At 62.9% G+C, this 24,410-nt stretch carries 24 protein-coding genes and 2 tRNA genes; 6 read left to right on the top strand and 20 right to left on the bottom strand.

Features of this window, described 5'->3' with window-relative positions:
- Window positions 1-1,087, bottom strand: a 1,087-nt coding sequence (locus KBX18_RS08180) for a hypothetical protein (RefSeq protein WP_255995581.1), incomplete at its 3' end; no start/stop codon positions are given.
- 207 nt (window positions 1,088-1,294) lie between these two features.
- A tRNA-Ile gene (locus tag KBX18_RS08175) sits at window positions 1,295-1,368 on the bottom strand.
- 147 nt (window positions 1,369-1,515) lie between these two features.
- Between KBX18_RS08175 and KBX18_RS08170 the strand changes: the two genes are divergently transcribed.
- Both KBX18_RS08170 and KBX18_RS08165 read left to right on the top strand, forming a co-directional pair.
- Window positions 1,516-1,588: transfer RNA gene (locus KBX18_RS08170), tRNA-Asn, on the top strand.
- 92 nt (window positions 1,589-1,680) lie between these two features.
- Window positions 1,681-1,944, top strand: a complete 264-nt coding sequence (locus KBX18_RS08165) for an integrase domain-containing protein (RefSeq protein ID WP_005289379.1) — start codon at window positions 1,681-1,683, stop codon at window positions 1,942-1,944.
- A 3-nt stretch (window positions 1,945-1,947) separates the two neighbouring features.
- Here KBX18_RS08165 and KBX18_RS08160 read toward each other — a convergent pair whose 3' ends face one another.
- From KBX18_RS08160 to dnaG, 7 genes are all read right to left on the bottom strand, one after another.
- Window positions 1,948-2,901: a Ppx/GppA phosphatase family protein gene (locus KBX18_RS08160; protein WP_005289377.1), complete on the bottom strand. Its 954-nt coding sequence runs from the start codon at window positions 2,899-2,901 to the stop codon at window positions 1,948-1,950.
- Entirely contained in the window at window positions 2,898-3,434 is a 537-nt protein-coding gene (locus KBX18_RS08155; protein WP_005289375.1) for a DUF501 domain-containing protein, read from the bottom strand. Before KBX18_RS08155 ends, KBX18_RS08160 begins: the two co-directional genes overlap by 4 nt.
- A 5-nt stretch (window positions 3,435-3,439) precedes the next feature.
- Window positions 3,440-4,120, bottom strand: coding sequence for a septum formation initiator family protein (locus KBX18_RS08150; protein ID WP_255995580.1), 681 nt, complete (start codon window positions 4,118-4,120; stop codon window positions 3,440-3,442).
- An 89-nt stretch (window positions 4,121-4,209) separates the two neighbouring features.
- Complete coding sequence (gene eno, locus KBX18_RS08145) at window positions 4,210-5,487, bottom strand: phosphopyruvate hydratase (RefSeq protein ID WP_255995579.1); 1,278 nt, start codon at window positions 5,485-5,487, stop codon at window positions 4,210-4,212.
- Window positions 5,488-5,568: 81 nt separating this feature from the next.
- The gene (locus tag KBX18_RS08140; protein WP_255995586.1) at window positions 5,569-6,312 is read right to left on the bottom strand and encodes a lytic transglycosylase domain-containing protein; all 744 of its coding nucleotides are present in this window, start codon (window positions 6,310-6,312) and stop codon (window positions 5,569-5,571) included.
- A 243-nt stretch (window positions 6,313-6,555) separates the two neighbouring features.
- Window positions 6,556-7,188 carry a MazG nucleotide pyrophosphohydrolase domain-containing protein gene (locus tag KBX18_RS08135; RefSeq protein WP_005289368.1) on the bottom strand — a complete coding sequence of 211 codons (633 nt, stop codon included), beginning with the start codon at window positions 7,186-7,188 and terminating at the stop codon, window positions 6,556-6,558.
- A 36-nt stretch (window positions 7,189-7,224) separates the two neighbouring features.
- Window positions 7,225-9,144, bottom strand: coding sequence for a DNA primase (gene dnaG, locus KBX18_RS08130; RefSeq protein WP_255995578.1), 1,920 nt, complete (start codon window positions 9,142-9,144; stop codon window positions 7,225-7,227).
- Between the two features lie 283 nt (window positions 9,145-9,427).
- Here dnaG and KBX18_RS08125 point away from each other — a divergent pair, with 283 nt between their 5' ends.
- On the top strand, window positions 9,428-10,405 hold the full coding sequence (locus tag KBX18_RS08125; RefSeq protein ID WP_255995577.1) for a hypothetical protein: 978 nt from the start codon (window positions 9,428-9,430) through the stop codon (window positions 10,403-10,405).
- Window positions 10,406-10,497: 92 nt separating this feature from the next.
- On the opposite strand, the gene KBX18_RS08120 is transcribed toward KBX18_RS08125, so the two are convergent.
- Window positions 10,498-11,772 (bottom strand): deoxyguanosinetriphosphate triphosphohydrolase, encoded by a 1,275-nt coding sequence (locus KBX18_RS08120; protein WP_005289361.1) that lies wholly within the window; start codon window positions 11,770-11,772, stop codon window positions 10,498-10,500.
- 82 nt (window positions 11,773-11,854) lie between these two features.
- Here KBX18_RS08120 and KBX18_RS08115 point away from each other — a divergent pair, with 82 nt between their 5' ends.
- Window positions 11,855-13,879 (top strand): TPM domain-containing protein, encoded by a 2,025-nt coding sequence (locus KBX18_RS08115; RefSeq protein ID WP_255995576.1) that lies wholly within the window; start codon window positions 11,855-11,857, stop codon window positions 13,877-13,879.
- A 217-nt stretch (window positions 13,880-14,096) separates the two neighbouring features.
- Here the strand turns inward: KBX18_RS08115 and KBX18_RS08110 are convergent, their stop codons facing one another.
- The 3 genes from KBX18_RS08110 to KBX18_RS08100 are packed head-to-tail and all read right to left on the bottom strand — an operon-like array spanning window position 14,097 to window position 16,482.
- A complete protein-coding gene (locus KBX18_RS08110; protein ID WP_255995575.1) occupies window positions 14,097-14,537 on the bottom strand; it encodes a hypothetical protein in 441 nt (146 codons plus the stop codon).
- Window positions 14,534-15,100: a hypothetical protein gene (locus KBX18_RS08105; RefSeq protein ID WP_255995574.1), complete on the bottom strand. Its 567-nt coding sequence runs from the start codon at window positions 15,098-15,100 to the stop codon at window positions 14,534-14,536. Before KBX18_RS08105 ends, KBX18_RS08110 begins: the two co-directional genes overlap by 4 nt.
- Window positions 15,100-16,482: a glycine--tRNA ligase gene (locus tag KBX18_RS08100; protein WP_255995573.1), complete on the bottom strand. Its 1,383-nt coding sequence runs from the start codon at window positions 16,480-16,482 to the stop codon at window positions 15,100-15,102. Before KBX18_RS08100 ends, KBX18_RS08105 begins: the two co-directional genes overlap by 1 nt.
- Window positions 16,483-16,702: 220 nt before the next feature.
- Between KBX18_RS08100 and KBX18_RS08095 the strand changes: the two genes are divergently transcribed.
- Both KBX18_RS08095 and KBX18_RS08090 read left to right on the top strand, forming a co-directional pair.
- Window positions 16,703-17,173, top strand: a complete 471-nt coding sequence (locus tag KBX18_RS08095) for a helix-turn-helix transcriptional regulator (protein ID WP_255995572.1) — start codon at window positions 16,703-16,705, stop codon at window positions 17,171-17,173.
- Between the two features lie 3 nt (window positions 17,174-17,176).
- Entirely contained in the window at window positions 17,177-17,599 is a 423-nt protein-coding gene (locus KBX18_RS08090; protein WP_255995570.1) for a Fur family transcriptional regulator, read from the top strand.
- 37 nt (window positions 17,600-17,636) lie between these two features.
- Here the strand turns inward: KBX18_RS08090 and KBX18_RS08085 are convergent, their stop codons facing one another.
- From KBX18_RS08085 to KBX18_RS08055, 7 genes are all read right to left on the bottom strand, one after another.
- Window positions 17,637-18,374, bottom strand: coding sequence for an isoprenyl transferase (locus KBX18_RS08085; RefSeq protein WP_255995569.1), 738 nt, complete (start codon window positions 18,372-18,374; stop codon window positions 17,637-17,639).
- Window positions 18,375-18,381: 7 nt separating this feature from the next.
- On the bottom strand, window positions 18,382-19,119 hold the full coding sequence (gene recO / locus KBX18_RS08080) for a DNA repair protein RecO (RefSeq protein WP_255995568.1): 738 nt from the start codon (window positions 19,117-19,119) through the stop codon (window positions 18,382-18,384).
- Window positions 19,109-20,161, bottom strand: coding sequence for a GTPase Era (gene era, locus KBX18_RS08075; RefSeq protein ID WP_255995567.1), 1,053 nt, complete (start codon window positions 20,159-20,161; stop codon window positions 19,109-19,111). The genes recO and era overlap by 11 nt, the downstream gene beginning before the upstream one ends.
- A 202-nt stretch (window positions 20,162-20,363) precedes the next feature.
- Complete coding sequence (pdxY, locus tag KBX18_RS08070; RefSeq protein ID WP_255995566.1) at window positions 20,364-21,236, bottom strand: pyridoxal kinase PdxY; 873 nt, start codon at window positions 21,234-21,236, stop codon at window positions 20,364-20,366.
- Between the two features lie 55 nt (window positions 21,237-21,291).
- Window positions 21,292-22,782: a hemolysin family protein gene (locus tag KBX18_RS08065; RefSeq protein ID WP_255995565.1), complete on the bottom strand. Its 1,491-nt coding sequence runs from the start codon at window positions 22,780-22,782 to the stop codon at window positions 21,292-21,294.
- Window positions 22,783-22,788: 6 nt separating this feature from the next.
- On the bottom strand, window positions 22,789-23,352 hold the full coding sequence (gene ybeY, locus KBX18_RS08060; protein ID WP_255995564.1) for an rRNA maturation RNase YbeY: 564 nt from the start codon (window positions 23,350-23,352) through the stop codon (window positions 22,789-22,791).
- Window positions 23,349-24,407, bottom strand: a complete 1,059-nt coding sequence (locus tag KBX18_RS08055) for a PhoH family protein (protein WP_255995562.1) — start codon at window positions 24,405-24,407, stop codon at window positions 23,349-23,351. The genes ybeY and KBX18_RS08055 overlap by 4 nt, the downstream gene beginning before the upstream one ends.
- Window positions 24,408-24,410 lie beyond the last annotated feature (3 nt).

Genomic DNA, 24,410 nt, shown 5'->3' with positions numbered 1-24,410 from the left:
CCGGCTTGCTGGATTCCTTGTCGTCCTTCTCGGACGTGGTCGAAGTAGTGCTCGACTCCTCGTCGTTCGTTTCAGACGTCGCCGAAGCATCGGTTGGTGTCGTCGGCTCGGCCTCCTCCGAAGCGGACGTTGTCGTTTTCGGAGTCAACTTCTCCTCCTCAGACGTCACCGGTGCAGACGATTCCTGGGTTGTAGGGGAGACCGGAACCGACTGTTCTTCAGTCGACTCCTCTTTTTCAACGATCTTTACAGCCGGAAACGGAGTTGCAGCTGCTTTCTTACCGCCAGGGGCGGTGTAATCCTCAGAGAGACCGCAGCGAACCAACGCGTTGATGTTTTTCTCTGAGAAAAACACCTTCGTGCTCCCCTGGACCAAGCCCTGTACGAATGCGTCGGGGTTGAGCGTTGTAGCATCCGTCTTCCGGATGGATGGTTGTACGGTAGAGCCAGGCTCACCAGTCGCCTTGAGCTTCAGCGTCACCTTAGGCAGCTTCTCGTCGCCCGGCTTCAAAATCTCTGCACCACCGTAGAACCAGCGTCCCTCGTTACTAGCTACCCACTCGGCGGGGTTATCGCCAACGTTCTTCCCGGTAAACCCCACCGGACCGACCTCGACAGGGTCTTTGCGTTGTTGCTCACCGACAAAACGAAGACGACCCCCCTCTTCAAGAACACTGAATTTACGAGGAGTGTTTTGATCAAATTCGAAAGAAGTGAGCTCGACGTTGTCCGGAAGATCGATCCACAGATTGGCTTGGGATAAACGCTTTACGGCAACCGTTTTTCCTTGCGCACTCATGACAGTGGGAAAAGCGACTGAACCGGGGTCAATTACGTACTCGAATTCCTCGCCAACCTGCACAGTGTCAGGTGCGGTTGCTTTGAAAGCGAGTGCAAAGTCATTACCGAGATCAAGGGAGGTTCTTGCAAATGCAGCGCTACCCTTCGGTTGAACATAGCAAGCAAGCGGCAGATTAACGTCAGTCGTCGTCGCCTCCTGAGCAACGGCGGAGGGAACAACCAGCGCAGATACCGCGATGGCTCCCGAGGTGAAGCCGGCGAGCGCGCGGCGGAGGTTCATCTTCATTGTGTCTCCATGTGGGAAAAGGCGAACGCCGGGCGCAACGACCGCGTTGAGCGAGGCGAACGGGAAAATGACAGGCAGTCCATAGACAGCGGTTTGACAGTTAACCGCAAGGACTTTCCTGACTATATCACCAACACGGAAACTAAATTGGCCGAGTCGGAAAACCAGGCACATAACACCGAACACACGGGTTCCATGCCTAATAAGTGGGGCCAGCGGGGCTCGAACCCGCGACCAACGGATTATGAGTCCGCGGCTCTAACCGACTGAGCTATAGCCCCTCGCAGCGAGTCAGTATATCCGCGCGCGCTCAGCCCAATGAAACCGGGCACCACACTACCGAACGAAGCCGAAAAGCGCGTACTTACTGGCGATTTGTCACTGTGAACACCTACGGGCTAAAGTAGCAAAACGTTGCACAGCAGCATTCCCGCATAGCTCAGTTGGCAGAGCATTCGACTGTTAATCGAAGGGTCACTGGTTCGAGCCCAGTTGCGGGAGCAGATTAACCCAGCACAGGAATGCGCTGGGTTTCGTCGTTAAGCGAAAGCCTCGCTCTCGACGAACAACTGCGAGCAGGTAGACTCGGGCGCATGATTCAGTTCGTCGTCGGAGCAGCAGCCGGGTACGTGTTTGGCACGAAGGCGGGGCGCAAGCGATACCACCAGATCGTCGACACCACCCAGAAAGTGGTCAATTCGCCTGTGACGCAGCAGGTTGTCCGCTCGACGCGCAAAGCCATCGCGAATCAGCTCGACCCGGAGCCGCGTATGCGCGAGGTGAAGGATCTCAAGCGCGGCAAGAAGAGCACCGGGCCGGAGCTCGAGCACGAGATTTACGAACCCGACGAGGATTAGAGCCTAAACCAGCCCCGCGACAATCCCGTCGAGGATGTCTTTTTCGCTGATCACGAAAGACACGGCTCCGTGCGCTTCGAACGCGGTCATCATCTGCTCGACGATGACAGACCCGGACCCGATGACGTCGGCACGCCCGGGGTGCACCACGGGGTTCGCCGCACGTTCCTTCGCTGTCACTGACCGCAGCCATCCGGTGACTTCCCGCATCCGCGCAAACGGGATGTCGGACATGTGGATCCGCTCGGGATCGTAGGAATCAAGGTCCTGCGCCAGCGCGCTGAGCGTGGTGAATGTTCCCGCGCACCCCACAAACGTCGCAGCCTGCGCGACAGGCACGGTCTCCGCGGCCTCCGCCATTTGCTTATCGACGTACCCCCGCGCCTCACTCGTCTCCTCCCCCGTCGGCGGATCACTGCGCAGGATGCGCTCCGTCAACCTGACGCAGCCCATTTGGGTGGAGTAAGCACCGAGGATCTCCCCCGCTGCGGTACCGACAATGAACTCAGTCGAACCGCCGCCTAAGTCGATGACGCAGAACGGGCCGCGGTCAGAATCAATGTCGAGGGTCGCGCCCGTGAACGACAGGTCCGCTTCCTCTTCCCCGCTGATGACTTCGGCTTGGGCGCCGTCTTGTATGCGGCCGAGAAGCTCGGCGGTCATGCCGAAAAAGTCGTCACGGTTGGACGCATCGCGGGTCGCGGAGGTGGCCACCATACGCACGGCGGATACGCCTTCAGCCTCCATGCGGTCGACGTACGCGGCGAGAGCCTCGCGCGTGCGCTCAATGGCTTCGGGAGCGAGGCGACCGGTGGCGTCCACCCCCTGCCCGAGACGGACGATGGTGTTTTCGCGGGTGATTTCCCGAAGCGCACCGTCCTCCTCGATGGCGCCGATAAGCAAACGGATGGAGTTCGTGCCGCAGTCCACAGCCGCGACGGTTTTCCCGGCCGTCATGCCAGGCCCTCCCCTGCTTCCTCGAGCGTGATGCCGAGATCGTCCAATGTCGGCCAGTCTTCCGGGATCGCGGTGCCGCGCATGTTGCCGTGCTCGGCTGCGAGAGCGACCGCTTCCGTGCCCAGGCGGACGCGGCCTGGCCCCTCTGCCAGCGCGTAGGCGATCAGGACGTGCAGGCACTTCACCCGGTCCGGCATGCCACCACCGGAGAAGTCGGTGCCGAGGTCCTCGATGGCGTTGCGTTCGGCCAGGTAGTGCTCGTGGGCGGCACGGTAGTCCGCCTTGAGGTCTGGGTCGGTGCCCAGACGGGATTCCATCCACTTCATCACCTGCGCGACCTCCAGGCGGGAAGCCTCAGCGGTCAGGCGTGGGTCGGTGAGGTAGTACAGGGTGGGGAACGGGGTGCCGTCGTCAAGCTTGGGCGCGGTCTTGACCACAGCCGGTTGGCCGTCGGGCGTGCGGTACGCGATGGCTAGTACGCCGCGCGGCTCGCGCCCGAGCTGGCGGGCGACAATCTCTAGGTCTTCCCTCATGGACGCTATTGTTCCACAGGTGCTTCAGCCGGCTCGGCCGGTGGTTCCTCGGGCGCAGGTGCCGGAGGCTCTTCAGGCGCGCCCTCGGTCTCGGGTTGCTTTCCCGGGATCTCGCGGAGCGAATCCCATATCACGGTGTGCCACGGGGTGTCCGGGTCAATCTCGTCACCGCGCGACGTTGTGATTGCATCCGACTGCATGCGCGGGTCGATGATGCGCCACGCCGTCTCACCGGGCGCCATCATGCCTAGGCGTCGGCGGGCTTCCTGTTCAACGTAAGCGGGATCGTTGTAACGATCGATTTTCTCTTCGAGCTCAGTTTTTTGCTGCTTCTTCGATTCGATCGACGCTTCCAACCGGGCGATCTCTTCGCGGCCGCTGTAGTAGTTGCGCAGGGGCACCGCGATAGCAATCAGCACGATCAGCACCACGGTGATCAGGACGGCCACGCCGACAATGTCGCCTTTGAGCATCTCCATGCGGCGCGGTTTCTTCGCGCGCGCCTTGGCCCGTGCGGCATCACGGCTGGCAACCGGCACCGTCCGTGGTAGACGGTGCGGGGCGCGGCGTGCGCTGCGCTCGTTCGCGCGTTCAGGGGTGCGCTGCGGGTCACGCTGCGTTCTACCGCCGCGTGCGTTACGCTGCGCCGTGTCGCGCCCTGAGTCGCGTGGGGATCGTGTGGCCATAGTGAATACGAAGTGTACTCGCGCCCACCCCACGACCCCGCGCGACGCGCTGCGGGGCAACGCTCAGAACATTGCCCCGGAAACGAACGCTACTTGTTGTAGCGCGGGAAAGCGTTGCGGCCGGCGTACACAGCAGCCGGGCCGAGCTCTTCCTCAATGCGGATGAGGCGGTTGTACTTCGCCACACGCTCAGAGCGGGCCGGAGCACCAGTCTTGATCTGGCCGCAAGACAGCGCGACAGCCAGGTCGGCGATGGTGGTGTCCTCGGTCTCGCCGGAGCGGTGGGACATCATGGTGGCGTAGCGGTTGCGGTGCGCCAGCTCGACAGCGTCGAAGGTCTCGGTCAGGGTGCCGATCTGGTTGACCTTCACCAGCAGAGCGTTCGCAGCGTTCTGCTCAATGCCCTTGGCCAGGCGGTCGGGGTTGGTGACAAAGAAGTCATCGCCAACGATCTGCACCTTGTCGCCCAGCTCCTCGGTGAGCTTGACGTAACCGTCCCAGTCATTCTCATCCAGCGGGTCCTCGATGGAGACGATCGGGTACGCCTCAACGAGCTCAGCGTAGACCTTGGCCATTTCCTCCGCGGAGTGCTGGCCGCCCTCGAAGTTGTAGGAGCCATTCTCGAAGAATTCGGAAGAAGCGACATCGAGAGCCAGGGCGATGTCGGCACCCGGCTTGTAGCCAGCCTTCTCGATCGCTGCGACGATCAGATCGAGAGCGGCGCGGGTGGAGTCGACCGAGGGGGCGAAGCCGCCCTCATCGCCCAGGCCGGTGGACAGGCCCTTGTCCTTGATCACGGACTTCAGAGCGTGGTAGACCTCTGCACCCTGACGCAGCGCCTCGGTGAAGGTGTCGGCACCGATCGGGGCGATCATGAACTCTTGGACATCCACGCCAGAGTCCGCGTGTGCGCCACCGTTGAGGATGTTCATCATCGGCACCGGCAGGACGTGCGCGTTCGGGCCGCCGATGTAGCGGTACAGCGGCAGGCCAGCGGAGTCAGCAGCAGCCTTGGCATTCGCCATGGAGACACCCAGGATCGCGTTAGCACCGAGGTTCTTCTTGTTGTCGGAGCCGTCCAGCTCAATCATGGCCAAGTCAAGGACGCGCTGGTCATCCGCCTCAATGCCGGCAATGGCATCCGCGATGGTCTCATTGACGTTGGTCACGGCGTTCTGGACGCCCTTGCCGCCGTAGCGGTCGCCGCCGTCGCGAAGCTCGTGCGCCTCGTGCTCACCGGTGGACGCGCCGGAGGGCACCGCAGCAATGCCGTGGGAACCGTCGTCGAGGAAGACCTCAACCTCAACGGTCGGGTTGCCGCGCGAGTCCATGATTTCACGTGCGTACGTCAGCATGATGTCAGCCACTGAAAATCTCCTTCGAATCAGAGGTGGGATTGTCCGCCCCCGATTCTTCCAGAAAAACTGCCCCGCCGTCTGCGCTCGCGACTATCGGTGCGCGGGCTGGTCCAGCGCGTAGTTCGCGGCGGCGTCGCGGACGCGGATGACGTAATCGTTGGAGTGGTTGTACCCCAAGATCGCCGCCTGCCAGTCCTCCGGCGCGGACAGGTCGCGCCCGCCAAAGCAGAGCAGGTTGGCGGCGGTCAGCGCTGCATCGTCGATCTGTTGCGGGTCGGCGTAGCCGTCGCCGTTGGCATCGCGGCTATAGCGGGACCAGGACTCGGGAATAAACTGCATCGGGCCGACCGCACGGTCATACTCAGTGTCGTTGTCGTAGTGGCCACCGTCAGTGTCGTCGATACGCGCGAAGCCTTCGCTACCGTCCAGGGCGGGACCGATGATGGCGGGGTCGGCGACACCGCTCTCGTTCAGCCGGGCCGGGTCGAACATCCGGCCCGTATAGGTGCCATGGCGCGTTTCGACCCAGCCGATACCGGCAAGGGTGTTCCAGTGCAGGTTGCAGCTCGGCCACGACTCACGGGCAATAAGTTCAGCGTTGCCGTAAGCGCGCACTGCCTGGGGGTCGATGCCGGTGGACTCGGCAATCGGGGCGGCCCACTCAGCGAGGAGGTCAGAGGTTCGGCCGGGGCCGTGGACGTCGATAAGCGGCGGCGATTGCGCTGCTGCGGGCGGGAGGTCCGTAGGCACCGGTTGACGTTGCTGCTGGGACACCGGGTTGCCCATGCTGCTGAACAGCCAGAAAACGATCGCGATGATGAGTACAATCGCCATCACCACGCCCAGAACCGCACCGCACCCTCCGGCACGCCCGTTTTGCCGAGTCGGCGGCGGGGATTTCGGGGCGTAGTAGCGGGGCGCAGTCACGATCGAACACTCTACCGCGCGGGCTCACCAATCCTTGCATCCCCAAAGAACTGCCAAGAAAAGTGCCCCTGCAGCAACAGTTTCCTCTTCCGTCACTGCGCGCGACGTCCCTCCAACGGCCGCATTGGTGACCAGCCGCTAGCGCATCGCTTAACGACGGCTACCCCCGCCCGTAATCTCTCGCTTCTTTCCTTCGGCCCACAACCGGACCTGTTCAGCTTTAGCCACGGTGCCGGTGCTGCCGTTGAACAGATAGGGCGCACGGCTCTTCATCTTGTCCACGAACGCCTGCGCGACATCAGCGAAAGAGAAAGCTCCACGCTGGTTTGCGATCTCAGCGTGGAAGAGCACCTGGAGAAGCAGGTCAGAGAGCTCCTTCTTCATCTCCTCGTCACCCTGCTCTGTGCGTACAGCATCCGCGAACTCGGCCGATTCCTGCTCAAGGTACTCCAGCAACGACTCATGGGTTTGGCCCATTTCCCACTCTCCGCGGGTGCGCGCCGCGCGCATGACCCGCTGCGCCTGATACACCGGATCCAACAGCGAGGACACCTGCACGAGTTCCTCGCCCGCCTCCACGCGTTCTTGCACAACGGGATCGTGGAGATCGGTCGTGACCAGCCACCCTTGCCCCTCGGCATCCTCCCCGCGAACGAGGTCACCGAAGTTCCACCGGGCCGCAATGGGCACCTCGTCAGTGAAGATGACAGGACCCTTCACCCGGCCGGCGACACCGATGGAGATCATGTCCGGCCATCGAGGATCCAAAACCAGAACGCTCATAAGGCTATATATTAGCGGGGAGAGACGTTTTCAGACTCATCCGCGGAAGGCGCGGTCGTTGAGCTCCCGGCGCGCTTGCTCCAGCGCGACCAGGTCAGAGAACAAGGCGTTGTACGCCATCTCATCATCGCTCGGCCGCATACGCTGCAGCTGCGACTTCAGCTGCGCGATCTGGTTACCCACCCTGACCTCCTGGAGACGGGAGAGCACAGAGTCGGCGTAAGCGCTCGGGTCCGCCGCATGAATTTCTTCGACCGCGAGCTCAGAGACGAAGTTTCGGCCGGTCACATCGACCATTTCTGCGGCGACATTCGCGATCCACGCTGGGCCGGCACTCTCTGAAGCGCCAGCATTGGCCGCTCCGCCCACCTTGGCCATGGCGTCGCGGACGGCCCGGTACGCCGGATCGGTGAATGCGTCCGGGTTGATGCCGTCGAAGTAGCTGCCGGCAGCCTCCGGATACTGCAGCGCCACCTTGATAGCCTCACGCTGGGCCCACAGGCGCGGGTCCTGCGGGTTAGGCACCTGGAAGGCGGGAGCACCCGGCGCGCCGGAGCCGCCATCGGAAGCTGCGGGGGTCGCGTTCTCCCACGCAGAACGCTTGTTGCCCTTATTCGACGGGTTCTTCGCTTCCTGGCGGACCTGGCGGATCACTTCATTCGGGTCCGGCCAACCGACCCATCCTGCGAGCTGGCGGGCGTACTCGGTTTGTAGTGGGGTGTCGCGGATCTGGGCGACGACGGGGACGGTACGCCGCAAAGCTTGCAGGCGCCCCTCCGGAGTATCCAGCGAGTAGTCCTTGAGCAGCGATTCAATGACGAACTCGAACATGGGAACGCGGCTGGCCACCAGGTTGCGCACCGCGGAATCGCCCTTAGCCATGCGCAGATCGCACGGGTCCATGCCCTCCGGAGCGACAGCGACGAAAGACTGGCCGGTGAACTGCTGGTCACCCTCGAAAGCGCGCATGGCAGCTTTCTGGCCGGCCTCATCACCGTCGAAGGTGTAGATGAGCTCGCCACGAAAGTAATTGTCGTCCAGCATGAGACGGCGGATGATGCTCATGTGGTCCTTACCGAAGGCCGTGCCGCACGCAGCGACAGCGGTGGTGATGCCGGCGGCGTGCATCGCCATGACATCGGTGTAGCCCTCGACCACGACGCACTGGTGGCCTTGTGCGATGTTCTTCTTCGCCAAATCGAGGCCGAAAAGCACCTTGGACTTGTGATAGAGCATCGTGTCCTGGGTGTTCATGTACTTGCCCATATTGTCGTCATCGAACAACTTGCGGGCACCGAAACCGATGACGTTGCCGGCGACATCCTTGATCGGCCACAGCAGGCGGCGGCGGAACTTGTCGATGGGACCGCGGCGCCCCATCGTGGACAAGCCCGCCTCTTGCAGCTCCTGCGCGTCAAACCCCTTGCGCAGCAGGTGCTTGGTCAACGTGTCCCAGCCGTCGGGGGCGTAGCCGCATTCGAAGTGGTAAATGGTGTCTTTGTCGAAGCCGCGGTCGAGCAGGAACCGTCGCCCAGGCTCAGCCTCCGGAGTCTCCAACTGCTCGCGGTAGAACTCGTGCGCAGACTTGTTGGCGGCGAGCAAACGTGCGCGGGTACCGGGCTTCACATCGCGCGCACCGGTGGATCCGCCCTGGTAATTGATGTGGTAGCCGATCTCCTCCGCGACCGCCTCGACTGCTTCAGGGAAAGAGAGCTGCTCCATCTCCATCATGAAGGAGAAGACATCGCCGCCTTTGCCCGTGGAGAAACAGTGGTAGTAACCGCGGGCGGGGCGTACATGGAACGACGGGGTCTTCTCATCCTTGAAGGGCGACAAGCCTTTCAGAGAGTCATGCCCGGCAGGCTTGAGCTGAACGTACTCCCCCACGATGTCCGCGATGTTGGCGCGCTCACGGATAGCCTCGATGTCACTATCCGGAATTCTGCCCCTAGCCATGGCGCATATAGTACCTGCGCACCCGGACACGCGGAATAGCGCTGGATTGGGCGGGGCAATGCGCCGTCGTAAAGCATGCGGAGCATCCTGCACACGAGTGCGTAGGACCCATCCCGAACTGAGTCGCACCTGCCGCACTTCTCCCACAAGTTTCAAACGCCTCAAGTGGCGCATGTTGTTGAGTTCGGGATGAACTCTAGCCCTCACTAACCGACACCCCACCTTGCTCAGGATGCGGGCAGGGCGCCTAGCGGAGAGCGGCGTGAACACTCACAATCAATGTATGGGGAACATCGGGGATGAACAGCCGCGCAATCTTCTCGGTTCTGAGCGCGCCGATCGAGCGGCTGAGCTACGCCACCGTCTCTACCAAGAGCTCAGTGCCACGAGTCTCTATTGGTCAGGCAACGGGGCCCATCAAGACGCTGTAGCGAATCGGCCGCTGTCCCTCGTCGCGGATAAAGCACTCGTTGATCAGGCCTGGTTTCGCGGTTTACCAACCCATGAGAAGGAAACCGTGCGCGGCGCCGCTGCTGTTCTGGCGACGCGGAAAGCCGTCTTGGTCGGCCGGTGGGCCGCAGCACAACACGGTATGTGGACTCCAACGCCCGGCGGCGGGCCCGTGGACCTTGTGCTCCCTTCTGGCTCGGTGCCTCCGAAACCCAAATGGCCACAGTTGACCCGCTACCACCAGTTCCCAATCAGGGACGATGACATTGTCGAGCTTGACGGTGTCCGCACAACCACGCCTCTACGCACGAGCATTGATCTCCGCCGTCTCGAAGGCCGGGTGGGAGGGTTTCTTGCCGTCACTGCCCTGCTCAATAGCGGCATCCCTCTCAAGGAGATCGTCGCTTACAATAAATTTTTCGAGGATCCTCTCCCCCGAAACCATCACCTCCCTGTCTCCGCAGACTGGGAGCCACCGCGGTTCTCCGACTTTGGAACCTGCCTGGCCTACGCGTGGATAGCCGAGGACGGCATGTGGGTGCGGGGCAACGTTGATCTGGGAAAGGGGTGGACCGCGCCCATCGTCGTTGATAGCCGCCTCATTGTGCTTATCGACGACGATCCCCTCCGCATACCCGCCAGCAACTGGACCACAGCTCCAATCCCCTCACCCCAAGAACCCCATTTATGCGCTACCGCACGGGGCTATCGGATCATCTTCTTTACCACCGACCAAGTCACGCGCAGCAAGACAGCGTTTATCCGCCGGATTCGTAGTGAAAAGCTCAGGTACGGAGGTGGCACACCCTAAATGCGATTCGTGGGCAGCCGTAGGCGGGACCAGTGTTAAAGGAGTGATCCAGTTCGGGATGGGTCCTACCGCTGCCCCCCACCGACCCATGCCTAGGTGAAGAAGCCGGCGAGGCCGTCGGCCTTCTTTGCTGTGCGCTCCAAACGCGACTCCGTCATCGAGGCGATCTGGTCGATGATGACGCGCTGGCGCTGCGCATCGGTGGAGGCGTCAGCCCACCAAGCGGCGAACATCGTGTCCAGGGTGCCCGGCGCGCCCGCCAGCAGGTAGTCATAAACGCGGGTGATGCGGTCGCGCTGCCTGTCCTGCCGCGCAATGTGGGCGGGCATATCCATCACGTAGAGCACGGCGACGGTCTTGAGCAGACGGACCTCTGCCTCCGGTTCAGGCGGGATGACCAATTCCCCGTGCATGCGCCCCAGTTTCGCGCCCTCGGGCTTCGCCGCGAGCGTCGCGGAAACCACCGCACCGACATAGCGGCCGACCAGCTCCGATGTCATCCGCTTCAAATTCACGTACCCCTGGAGTGAGTAGTCGAAGTCGGCAGCTTCGCAGACGGTGGGGAGCGATCGGAGGCGGGCTGCGGCGTCGATAAGCTCCTCGGCCGTACCGCCAAACGCCGCCGCGCCCTTCTGCGCGAGCGCGGCCAGCTCCACGAGATCCCACAGCACCTTGAGCGTAATGCGTCCGGACAGAATGCCGTCTTCGACATCGTGGACGCTGTAGGCGATGTCATCGGAGCAGTCCATGACCTGCGCTTCCATCGGCGGGCGGTCGTCGACGTGGCCTTCACGCAGCCACGCGAGGATCTCCGCGTCCTCGTCGTAGGCCCCGTACTTCCTGTTCACGGTGCCGTCCGGGTTGGTCCGCGTGCGCGGGTACTTGCAGGCTGCATCTAGGGCGGCGCGGGTGAGGTTGAGGCCGTGGGATGTGCCGTCGATAAGCAATTTGGGCTCAAGGCGCGTGAGAATGCGCAGCGTTTGTGCGTTGCCCTCAAAACCGCCGCAGCCGTGCGCGAGCGCGTTGAGTGCGACTTCGCCGTTGTGCCCGTACGGCGGGTGGCCGATGTCGTGCGTGAGTCCCGCCATTTCGCACAGGTCTGGGTTGAGGCCCAAGCCGGAGCCGATTCCGCGGGCGATCTGCGCGACTTCAAGCGAGTGCGTCAGCCGGGTACGTGGGGTGTCGCCGTCACGCGGGCCGACAACCTGCGTCTTGTCAGCGAGCCGGCGCAGGGCCGCGGAGTGAAGCACACGGGCCCGGTCCCGCGAGAACGCGTCGCGAGAGTCCACGCTCTCGGCGAGCTGCGAACCTTTCTCCCCCTCCGTGACGCGCCTGGCGGTGTCGGCAGATTCATACTGGTAAGCCATCGCTCACGAGCCTAGACGCGGTCTTACGCTTTCGCGGACGGACAACGGCGTGTCTGGCACCAACCGCGCTACCCTAGTGGGCATGACTCCGCGTAACTTCCCGCGTTCCATCCGCATCGCCCTTGCTGTGCCTGCGCTTGCCGGCGCCGCCGCTTTCTCTGCTGCACCGCTGGCGTACGCTGCGTTCAGCGGTGACGAGCAGGTGCTCGCACAGACAGCGACTGCGCTGTCCCCGACCGGTTTGACCGAGAACGTCACCGACGACGCCGGGGTGCTCAGCGGCGCCGAGAAGCAGCAGATCGAATCGGCGATCCAACAGTTGAAGCAGGACAAGCAGCTCAACGCCTATGTCGTCTACATGGACTCCTTCGGCGGCCAGGACCCCGCCGAGTGGGTGCGCGAAGCCATCACGGACAAGGGCCCGAACACTGCCGTTTTGGCGATCGCCACCGACGGCAAGTTCAACGTCAACGGGGGCAGCCAGTGGGACAGCAGTGATATCGACTCCATGTACGATGCCGCCTACAGCCAGCTCACCGGCAAGAACTACGGCGCGGCCGGTTTGGACGCGATCAATGCTGTCAACGGCTCCTCCGACGGCGAGGGCGCGGCGCTCGTTGCTGGTGGCCTGGGTGCGGCAGCTCTCGCCGGCGGCGGCTTCTACATGTACGGCCGCAACAAGAACAACAAGCGCGACCGGAAGCAGCTTGAGTCCGCTCGGGCCCTGGCCCCGGGCGACACCGAATCGCTCGGCCGCTTACCTACGCACACCTTGGAGGAACTCGCGCACGATGCGCTCGTCCAGACCGACGAGTCCATTCGCTTGGGCAAGGAAGAGCTCGAGATCGCTTCCGCAGAGTTCGGCGCCGACCGTGTTCGCCCCTTCACTTCCGCCATGAACCAGGCCACGTCTGAGCTGCAGCGCGCGTTCAACACCCACCAGCGGCTTGGCGACGCTATCCCGGAGACCGAGCCGGAAAAGCGCGCGATGCTCATCGACATCATCTCCTCCTGCGGCCAAGCCGAAGAAGCGCTCAAGGCCAAGGCGGAGGAGTTCCAGGAGATGCGCGGCGTGCTCATGAAGGCCAATGAGGAAGTGGACGCGATCTTCCAGCGCACTGTCGATTTGCGCGCCCGCATTGAGCCGGCCCGTGCGACGCTGAGCGACCTGCAGTCGCGTTACGACGAGCAACTGCTCTCCTCCATCACCCAGAACGTCGACATCGCCCAAGGTTCGATCCAGGAAGCGGAGGGGCAGCTCGAGCAGGCGCGTGGACTTGCCGCGCAGCCTGCCGGCCAGCAAGGCGCGCTCATTGACATCCTTCGCGGCGCCCAGCACGCGGTCGAGGTCGCCGACACCAACCTGCGGGCCATCGAGCACGCAGAGGCAAATATCTCCACCGCCCGCACGAACCTTCCCGCACTGATCCAGGAGATCCAAGACGAGCTGCAGGAGATTGAGCAGCTCAAGCAGCAGACGAACCAGGGCGCGCGTATCGACGTCCGCGCCCTCGACGCCGTCTCCTCCCGCGCCCGCGAAGCACTCTCCCAGATGGGCAACCGCCCCGAGACGGACCCGTTGGCGCTGTACACCGAGCTCACCCACCTCGACGCCGACATTGACGAGCAGATCGACCAGGCCCGTGGTGTCGCCTCCGACCAGCAGCGCCGCCTGCAGCTTTTGGACCAACAGCTCCAAGTCGCTAACGCGCAGATCCAAGGTGCGGAAGACCTGATCAACTCCCGCGGACGCATCATTCGCTCCCGTGCCCGCACCTTGCTTGCGGAGGCAAAGCGCCAGTACGCCGAGGCACTCAACCGCCGCACTCAGGACACGAAGAACGCGATCGAGTTTGCGCGCGCCGCAACCGACTCCGCTCGCCGGGCCGTCAACGCCGCGAACGACGACATCACCTCCTACCGCAACCAGCAGACCACCCAGTCCATGAACACCATGGCCAACGCAATCATCTGGGGGTCCATCCTCGGTGGAGGCGGCGGTGGCGGCTTCGGTGGAGGAGGCTTCGGCGGTGGCGGCGGTGGCTTCTCCGGAGGCGGAGGCGGCGGTTTTGCCGGCGGCATGGGCGGTCGCGGCGGCAGCTTCTAGCTCGCTGCAACGACCGAAGCCGAAGCTTGTACGACAGCCCCGCTTCAGAGCAGGGGCATGGTGAGCGGGGAAGGACTCGGATCCATCCCGAACTCAACCTCAACAGACACTTAGGCCACACCAGCTGCACGCCCCGTGAAGCGCTAAAAGCCCGGGGCAAGTGTGTCGGGTGGTGCGCTTGAGACTGAGTTCGGGATGAACGCTAGCTTTCGCTGACTCAGTACAGCGTGCGGCGGGCTGGCGTGTCTATCAGCGTCAACGCCCACGTGAGAAACACCAGATCCGCAAACGGCATGTCACGGGTCTGAGTGGCGGCGAGGTCGAGGCCATTCTTCGGTGAGGTGGTGGCGCAGGGGGCGCCAGAGACGTCGATAAGCGTGCGGGTTTTAGAGAACGCACCGCCCCGCTCGAGCGTGTACGTGCGTGAACCGCAGCGCGCGGTCAGGGTTCCCACGCCGATACCCCGCGTGCGGACCGAGAACTTCTCCCCCGTGTCGCGCACCTCACCGGTGACCTTCCAGCTCATTGCCCCGGCCGAGTGCTTGACTTCGATGCTGACGTCGTCAGCAGACAAGGTGCCAGTCCCGGGATCGTAGAGGGCCAGGGGCGCACCGGTTTCGCTGAGCAGCGAATCCCCACGCCACGTTGCAGTGATCATGGAATGAGCAGCCAGACTGCGACGACGAAGACGCTCAAGAACACCATGAGCCCGATCAGCGCCGTCGTGTTGACCATTTTCCGATACTCAAGCACCAGGCGCGACACCCATGCCAGCCCGACGATGTGGTCCAGCGGCAAAGCCGTTTGGCTGTCCGGGTCAGCTGGGCTCGATGGGTGGGCAAGTTCGCTCGAGGTGTCGAACTCCAACACCGACCGGCGCACGCCATTGTGATCGGAGGTGAACTGGGCGACCTTGTTGCCGTTTGCGTCGTCGATGATCCAGTTCTTCGACGACTCAGCAATGAGCGTGTACGGCTCGTCGCCGATCATCACCGGGATCTGCTTATCGCGCTTGAGCGACGCCGGGGCCGACACAATTTCTTGGCCAGTCTCCGCGACGGTCGCCTTAGCTCCGGCTTCGGGGGTGGAGATGAGGGTCCAGGTGGAGCCGTCGGAAAGCGTGGCGCTGTCGTGCGTGAACTCCGCGAGCGTCTCCGGGCCTGCCTCTGCGAGTAGCTTCGGGGCGTCCCTGTCCGTGCGATCCCAGCTGACGTAGTGCATTAGCACCCCACCAGGCGGGCGGCGAGGTAGCTTTCCAGCTCGTCGAGCGGCACGCGCTCCTGCTCCATCGTGTCGCGCTCGCGCACTGTCACGGCCTTGTCCTCGAGCGAATCGAAGTCGAACGTGACGCAGAACGGGGTACCAATCTCATCTTGACGGCGGTAGCGGCGGCCAATCGCACCGGAGGTGTCGTAATCAATGCTCCAGTGCTGGCGCAGCGCCGCCGCGAGTTCCTCTGCCGGGCCGGAAAGCTCCGGCTTCTTCGACAGCGGCAGCACTGCGACCTTGATCGGCGACAAGCGCCGGTCGAGCTTCAGAACGACACGCTTATCGACGCCGCCCTTCGCGTTCGGTGCCTCATCCTCGTGGTAGGCATCAATCAGGAAGGCCATCATTGCGCGGCCCAAACCAGCAGCGGGCTCGATGCAGTACGGGATCCACCGCTCGCCGGATTCCTGGTCGAAGAAGGACAGGTCTTCGCCCGATGCTTCCGCGTGCGTCTTCAGGTCGTAGTCGGTGCGGTTGGCCACACCTTCAAGCTCGCCCCACTTAGAGCCCTGGAAACCGAATGCGTACTCCAAGTCGACCGTGCGCTTTGAGTAGTGGGACAGCTTCTCCTGCGGGTGCTCGTACAGGCGCAGGTTCTCCGGGTTGATGCCCAGGTCGATGTACCACTGGTGGCGGGCATCGATCCAGTACTGGTGCCACTGCTCGTCTTCGCCTGGTTTGACGAAGAACTCCATTTCCATCTGCTCGAACTCGCGGGTGCGGAAGATGAAGTTGCCCGGGGTGATCTCGTTGCGGAAGGACTTACCCACGTTGGCAATGCCGAACGGCGGCTTCATGCGTGCCGACGTCATGACGTTCTTGAAGTTCACAAAGATGCCCTGAGCTGTCTCCGGGCGCATGTAGTGCAGGCCCTCTTTGTCGTCGACGGGCCCAAGGTAGGTCTTCATCAGACCGGAGAACGCGCGCGGCTCCGTCCAGTTGCCGGGCTGGCCCGTCTCCGGATCGTTGATGTCCGCAAGGCCGTTAGCCGGCGGGTGGCCGTGCTTCTCTTCGTAGGCCTCCAGCAGGTGGTCTGCGCGGTAGCGCTTGTGCGTGTGCAGCGACTCCACCAACGGGTCCGTGAAGACCTCGACGTGGCCGGAGGCGACCCACACCTGCGGCGGCAGGATGATCGAGGTATCCACGCCGACAACATCCGCGCGCGACTGCACCATCGTCTTCCACCACTGGCGCTTCAGGTTCTCCTTCAGCTCCACGCCGAGCGGACCGTAATCCCAAGCAGAACGGGTACCGCCGTAAATTTCACCGGCCGGATACACCAACCCGCGACGCTTGCACAGATTGACGACGGTATCGATCGCAGTTGTTGCCATGGGCAGTTCAACTCTCCTCTTGCAGGGTGCTTGGAAATATCTGGTCCAAGTGTAGCCGGTGCCCCGAACACCGGACTGGCCCGGTGCAGTAGGGACACGACGATGGGCTAAAGAAGTGAAAATGAGACCATTTTGTTATTAGACTGGAATAAAATAAGGCGTTTGTTGATGTATAAACATAAGGATGTCTTGAAGCCGAGCACGAAAAGGAGGGGTGCACATGGTCGAGCCGCAGCTATTGCCGCAGTGGCCGGAGGACAAGCTGGCCCGCACCTCCGAGATCATTGGGGCTCTCGATTCGCCGTTGCGGTTGCAGATTATTCTGCTCCTCAATCAGCAGCCCCATGTCGTCCACGAGCTGGTCACCGAACTGGAAAAGTCCCAGCCCTTGGTGAGCCAGCACCTGCGGGTGTTGAAGAACGCTGGCCTGGTCAGTGCGACTCGAACCGGCCGCGAAATGGTCTACCGGCTGGCCATTCCGTCCGTCATGAGCATCATCGAGTCCATTTCCGGCTTGACCGAGCAGGATTCCCGCGACGACCTGGCCGCCCGCCGCGCAGCCCGCAAGGGCCCAGACTTCATTGATGCGACGGGCAGCGTCGGATCGGCAAGTGCGTTCGGGCCGATCGGCGACCACACCCCTGACGCGGACCCGGGCTTGATTCCTGACGGTCCGTCGCCGAGCCTATAGAGCATGAACTCTCGCCCATCCCGCCGCGAACCGGCGCCGAAGATCGGTGCCCGCAACACCCGCCAGCGCAGCGCGGTCATCGACGTACTGCGCGACATCGACCGCTTTGCGTCGGCCCAAGCAATCCACCGAGAGCTCAGCGACCGCGGACAAAAGGTCGGCTTAACGACGGTCTACCGCACCCTGCAAACCCTCGCCGACATCGGCACCGTCGACGCCCTGAACTCCAACTCCGGCGAAACCCTTTACCGCCACTGCCTCACCGACCGGCACCACCACCACTTGGTGTGCACTTCCTGCGGGCGCAGTGAAGAAATCGAAGGCGGACCTGTTGAGCAATGGGCCCAGCACGTGGCCCGCCAGTACGACTTTGAGATCTCCGGCCACGACGCCGAGGTCTTCGGCCTGTGCCCCGCCTGCCGCTAGTTCGCGACAAAGATCTACGTGCGGCTATTTCCTGCCGCTATTTCGTGCCGCCGAAACGGCGGTCCCGCTTCGCGTACTCCAGCACGGCATCGTAGAGGTCTTCCTTGGTGAAATCCGGGAAGAGAATGTCCCGGTACACCATCTCCGCATACGCCGACTGCCACAGCAGGAAGTTCGACGTCCGCTGCTCCCCCGAGGGGCGGAGGAACATATCCACGTCCGGCATGTCCGGGCGGTACATGAACCTCGCCAGCGTCTCCTCCGAGATCTCCCCCGGTGCGAGTTTTCCTTCGGAGGCGAGCTGGACGATGGTACGAGTGGCGTCGATAAGCTCTGCTCTACCGCCGTAATTAATGCACATCGCGAGCGTGAGGCCGGTGTTGTTCTTGGTCATTTCCTCCGCAGCCTCAAGCTCGCGGATCACCGAGCGCCACAGGCGCGGGCGCCGGCCAACCCACACAATGCGCACGTTCTTCGCATGCAGCTGGTCGCGTTCGGCGCGCATCACTTCGCGCGAGAACCCCATGAGGAAGCGGACCTCCTCACGCGAACGGCGCCAATTCTCCGTCGAGAACGTGTACGCCGACAACCACTCGACCCCACCCATCTCAATGCACGCATCGACCATGTCCATGAGAACCTTCTCACCGACGCGGTGGCCCTCCGTGCGGGGCATGCCGCGCTCCTGCGCCCACCGGCCGTTGCCGTCCATGACGAGCGCAATGTGGCGCGGAATGAGTTCTGCCGGGATATCGGGGATGGCGTTCTGAGTCACGGATTCATTATGCCTGCTCCATGATCTTCAACGAAGACACTGCCGCCTCCAGGTGATACTGCAGGTGAGCGGTAGCAAGGCGGTGCGTTTGCGCTGCCGTCGTTTCGGTGAGGCGGTCCGCGGCGGCTGCGTCGTGGCCGTTGGTGAGTAGCCACATGATGTGGAGCGTGTCCTCCTCCACATCGAACGCACCGGGAGGCCGGCAGTTCAAACACGTTGCCCCGCCGATTGCCGGGTGAAACGCGTGGTGGGGGCCGGGTTTGCCGCAGTTCGCGCAGTCGAACAAGCTCAAACCCCAGCCAGCGTGGGCGGTGGCGCGGAGGATGAACGCGTCGAGCACCATCGTCGCCTGCTGCGCATCCTGGAGCCGTTTAATGGCGGTGCTGACCTCCGCGAACAAGGCTGGATCTGCCTCGCCCGCATAAGAGAGTCGTTCCGCCGACTCCAGCACGGCGCAGGCTGCTGTGTACCGGTCGAAGTCCTCAATGATGCCGCTGCCGTAATAGGCGATCGTGTCCGCCTGGGTGATCGTGGCGAGGTTGCGGCCCGGGTACAGCTGCACATCAAGATCGACGAACGGTTGCACGCGCGAACCGAAACGGGACTTTGTTTTCCGCACCCCTTTGGCCACGCTGCGGACCAGCCCGTGGTTCTGGGTGAGCAAGACAACCACGCGATCAGCCTCACCGAAATCGTAGGTGCGCACGACGAAGGCGCGGTCGCGGAAACTGGGTTTAGAAGCCAAGGCGCCCCAAATGCTTTGGGTCCGACTGCCAGTTCTTCAACACCTTGATCCTCAGATCGAGGTAGACATTGCGGCCGAGCAGATCAATGATCTGCTTCCGCGATCGCTGGATGATCCCGCTCAGGCGACGGCCGTCACGGCCCTCGATGATTGTCTTCTGGCCAGGGCGCTCAAGGTACATCACCGCGTAGATCATGGCCCGCTTCGGGGTATTGCCGTCGTCTGGGTCCTCATACATCTCGTCGATCTGGACGGCGACAGAGTGCGGCAATTCGTCGCGCAGTCCCTTCAGAGCCTCTTCCCTGATGAGCTCTGCGATACGGGTCTCGGTGTCCTCATCCGTGACGTGCCCCTCCGGGTAGAAGCGCGGGCCTTCGGGGAGGTGCTTCGTCAGGACGTCCATCAGCACATCCAACTGAATCTGTTCCGTCGCGGACACTGGGACAACGTCAACGTCGTCACGGCCAGTAACCTCGGTAAGTAGGTCGTGAAGCTTCAACAACTGCTCCCCGACCTGATCCTTGCCGGCCGCATCGAGCTTGGTCACGATCCCGACAATCGGCGTGTTCGGCTTCGTCTCCTTCACCGCGTCCAAGATCCAGCGGTCGCCCGGGCCGATTTTCTCGTTCGCCGGGACTGTCAGGCCGACCACGTCTACGTCCGCGAACGTGTCTTTGACCACGTCATTGAGACGCTCACCCAGCAGCGTGCGCGGGCGGTGCAGCCCGGGGGTATCTACCAGCACGATCTGCGCGTCCGGCCTATTCACGATGCCGCGGATCGGATGACGCGTCGTTTCCGGCTGATCCGCCATAATGGCGATCTTCTCCCCCACCAGCGCATTCGTCAGCGTCGACTTGCCCGTATTCGGGCGGCCCACAAAGCTGACGAACCCGGAGCGGAAACCCTCGGGCGTGTCCGTGAACTCGTTCGGCAGCGCGTCGACTTCTGCTTCTGCTGCCGGACCTGTTTCTGGCCCAGTGATCGCTTGATCGAAGAAGTCCGCCGGGTCGTGCTGGTTGTCAGTGGGCTGGGAGGTCATATTTTCCAATCGTACGGGCCGGCAGGGGGTTCACCGGTTAGGGCGCGGTTTGGCCGCCACGCGTCGGCGCGGGGGGGCTTCGGGCTCGGGCTAGATACTTTTTCAGTATCGCCTTTCGCGCTTCGCCCGCAGCGTTTTCGCAGGTGGGATTTCGACGGGATGGCTAGAAGGCGATACTGAGAATCTAGATCTTCCCCCAGAACTAGATTTCGGTGACCTCGAACTGTAGACGCGGGTTGGCGTAAGCGTCCTGGGACTCGATCAAGAGGAGCTCAGGCGAGTCTGCCTTGTAGGTGTTCTCCAGCAGATCGAAAACGGAAGAAGCCGTCTTGGCCAGGGCCTGCTTCGCAGCGTCAGGCGCGCCTGCAGCCTCAATGTAGTGGCCGGTGAACAGCGCGCAGGTGACGTCACCGGAACCATTGCGCTTGAACGGCAGGCGCGGAGTCTGCACCAGCCAGCGGCCGTGATTGTCCACGACGAGCATTTCGATGGTGTCTTCCGGCTGGTCGGGCCGGTTGACCGAGGTGACCAGGACGGTATCAGGCCCCATGGCACGAGCAGCTTCGACGGCGTCGAGTGTGGAATCGATGTCCGAAGCCTCTTTACCGGTCAGGTAGCCCAGCTCGAATTGGTTCGGGGTGATGATGTCCGCCACCGGAACCACCTTGTCCCGCAGCAGTGGCGGGATGTTGTCGGAGACGAAACAACCGGACTTCTCGTTGCCCATCACCGGGTCGCAGGAGTAGACCGCGTTGGGGTTCAGCGCTTTGACGCGAGCGACGGTGTCGACGATCACGTCGGCGATATCGTCACCACCCTGGTAGCCGGACAGCACGGCGTCGACACGGGCAAGGGCACCACGGGCTTCGATGCCGTCGACGATGGAGCGGACCTCCTCCGCGGGAATCATCGGGCCTTTCCACTCGCCATAACCGGTGTGGTTGGAGAAGTTGACGGTGTAGACCGGCCAGACCTCATGGCCGATGCGCTGGAGCGGGAACACCGCAGCGGAGTTGCCAACGTGGCCGTAGGAAACCGCAGACTGGATCGACAAAATGTTCTTCATGCGTTCCATTGTGCGCGCCAAGGTAGCTGCTACACAAAAGCGAACAATCCGGCCTTCTTCTCCGCTACTCCCCCGGTGCGGGACGGTAGGTGCGTGAGGTGCCTGAGTTACTCAGTTCGGGATGGTCCTGACGCTCGTCGGACTCAGTGTCCTCACGCTCCGGGATGAGCCGTTCAGGAACCTCGATCAGCACGGTGCGTACCTTGATGCGGCCACGACGGTCGCGTCCGCCTTCGGCGGTGAAGAGCAGGTCCGAAACCTCAACGGAAGAACCGGGCAGGGGGACACGGCCGAGCTCATAGGACAGCAGACCGGCGACCGTTTCGACGTTGTCTGTGATTTCCTCGGTGAATTCAAGCGTGAGGCCGAGCTCGTCGGAAAAGTAATCCACAAGGTCATCGAGCGGGAGGCGTGCTTGGGCGCGGAAGGCCCGCGACGTAGCGGCCGCCTGGGCGAGGGTGTCCCGCGGGTCCGTGATCAGGGTGGACCCTTCGACTTCCGTGGTGTCGACAAGTTCTGCCGAGTCGACCGGCTCGATGGGTGCTTCCTCATCCTCGTCGTACTCGTCAGCGATCTCACCGACAATCTCCTCGAGAATGTCTTCCATGGTGATCAGGCCGGCGATGCCGCCGTATTCGTCGACAAGCACTGCAATGTGAGTCTGCTCCTGCTGCATCTCTTGAAGCAGGTCGTCGAGCGGCTTGGAATCCGGCAAGAACATCGGCTCGCGCATCAGATCAGTGACGGGCACGCCGGTACCGCTATCGGTGCGGTTGTAGGTCTTCTCGATGACGTCTTTGAGGTAGATGATGCCCACAATGTCGTCGACGCTCTCCCCGATGACCGGGACACGTGAGTGGCCGGAGCGGATCAGCAGGTTCGCAGCCTGGCCGGCGGACTTCTCCGACTCGATCCACACGATGTCCGGGCGCGGCACCATGACTTGGCGCGCGTGGGTGTCGGCCAGGTCGAAGATGTTCTGGATCATGCGCCGCTCGGTCGTTTCCACCACGCCTTGCTCTTGGGCGATGTCGACGGCTTCGCGCAGTTCCACATCGGTGGCGTAGGGGTTCTCTAGGTCCTCGTCGCCAGGGGTGATCACGTTGCTCACCCAGATGAGCAGCTTCGACAGCGGGCCGAGCACTGTGTAGACAACGGTGAGGATTTGCGCTGCCCGCAGCGAGATCGCGTACGGATTGAGTTTGCCGGCACGGCGGGCATTCATGCCGACGATGCCGAAGCGCAGCAACGTCACCGCGAGGATGGCGGCAGCAATGGCCCAACCGCGCGACGGAATGAGCTCAAAGGCCGCCAACAAAGCGAACACAGCGGCGACTGTGTCCAGCACCATCTGGATCAGCGCCAACAGACTCAAGTGATTCGATTTCGAGTCGACCACCCGCAACAGGGCCGCGGAACCGGAGACGTCGTCCTTGGCCATCGTCTCCACGCGGGCGCGCGAAATGGGTACCAGGGCGGACTCGAGCATTTTGATCACGCCCGCTGCCAGCAGCGAGATGATCGAAATTAGGCCGCAAGTAATCCAGGCATCCACAGGTGTTTACTGCTCCTCGACAAGCCCGTCTAGTTCCTGCCGGTCCGCGCCCGACGGGAACGCGTGCCGCCCGTCGGGTTTCGGCTGGTACTCCACGCCGCGGGCGGATAGGTCGTCGTACCAGTCGGCGAGGATCTCGTTCTGCAGGCCGAACATCTCCCGCTCGTCGGTGGGCGTGGCGTGGTCGTAACCGAGCAGGTGCAACACGCCGTGAACGGTCAGCAGCGCCATCTCGTGGCCTAGGGGGTGGCCCGCTGCTTCAGCCTGTTTGCGGTCGTAGTCGGGGCAGAGGATGATGTCGCCGAGCATGGCCGGCCCCGGCTGCGCTGCGTCGGGGCGTCCGGAGCCGGGGCTGAGCTCGTCCATTGGGAAGCTCATCACGTCGGTAGGGCCGGGCAAGTCCATCCAGCGCATGTGCAGATCCGCCATGGTCGGCGAATCGACGCAGGTGATGGTCACCTCGGTGTCGGGGTGGATGTCGAGGGCGGTGAGGGCGAAGGATGCGACGTCGACAAGCATTTCTTCGTTGACGTCGGTCTCACCGGATTCGTTGAGGACTTCGATGCTCACTTCTTCTCCTTATCCTCCTGCCGCTGACCTGCGGAGGCGGCGGCATGCTTGCCGGTCGGCCCGGCGGGCGCTGCAGCCTCGGCATCCCAGCGCTCGGCGCGCTGCGCGTCGTAGGTGTCGTAGGCGGCGACGATGCGCCCGACCAGCTGGTGGCGCACCACGTCGTTGGCGCCGAACTCCTGGAAATGGATCTCTTTGATCCCGCGCAGGATCTGGCGCACAACGCGCACACCGGAGACAACACCGCGGGGTAGATCCACCTGCGAGATGTCGCCGGTAACCACCATTTTGGACCCGAAGCCCAAGCGGGTGAGGAACATTTTCATCTGGGCAGGGGTGGTGTTTTGCGCCTCGTCGAGGATGACAAAAGCGTCGTTGAGCGTGCGTCCACGCATGTAAGCCAGCGGGGCGACCTCGATGATGCCGGCTTCCATGAGTTTCGGGATCATCTCGGGGTCGAGCATGTCGCGCAACGCGTCGTACAGCGGCCGCAGGTACGGGTCGATTTTGTCGTTCAGGGTGCCGGGCAAAAAGCCCAGCTTCTCCCCTGCCTCCACAGCGGGGCGGGTGAGGATGATGCGTTTGACCTGCTTGGACTGCAGGGCCTGGACAGCCTTCGCCACCGCCAGGTAAGTCTTGCCGGAACCAGCCGGGCCGATTCCGAACACGATCGTGTTCTCATCGATCGCATCGACATACTCGCGCTGTCCTGCGGTCTTCGGACGAATCACTTTGCCGCGCCGAGCAATGATCTCCTGGCCGAGAATGTCGGCGACGGACTCTGGCGCGTCCGAGGCCATGATGTCCACTGCGTGCGTCACCGCGTCGGCTGTGATGACGATTCCGCGGCGCGCCATCGCCTCCACCTCATCCAGCACGCGGGCGGCGTAGGCGACATCCTCCACAGGTCCGCGCAGCGTGACGTTCGTGCCGCGCGCGAAAAGGTCTGCGCCGAGCAGGTCGTTGAGGGTGCGCAGGTTCTCGTCGTTGATGCCCAAAATGGCCTGGGCGTGTTCAGGGTCGAGCTCGTGCGAGCGTGTGACCAGTTCTGCCATGCG

The organism is Corynebacterium sp. CCUG 69979 (genome assembly GCF_024454095.1).
Classification (GTDB): Bacteria; Actinomycetota; Actinomycetes; order Mycobacteriales; family Mycobacteriaceae; genus Corynebacterium; species Corynebacterium genitalium.
Note: the sequence above shows the minus strand (reverse complement) of the source record. Positions and strands in the feature narration are given on the sequence as shown.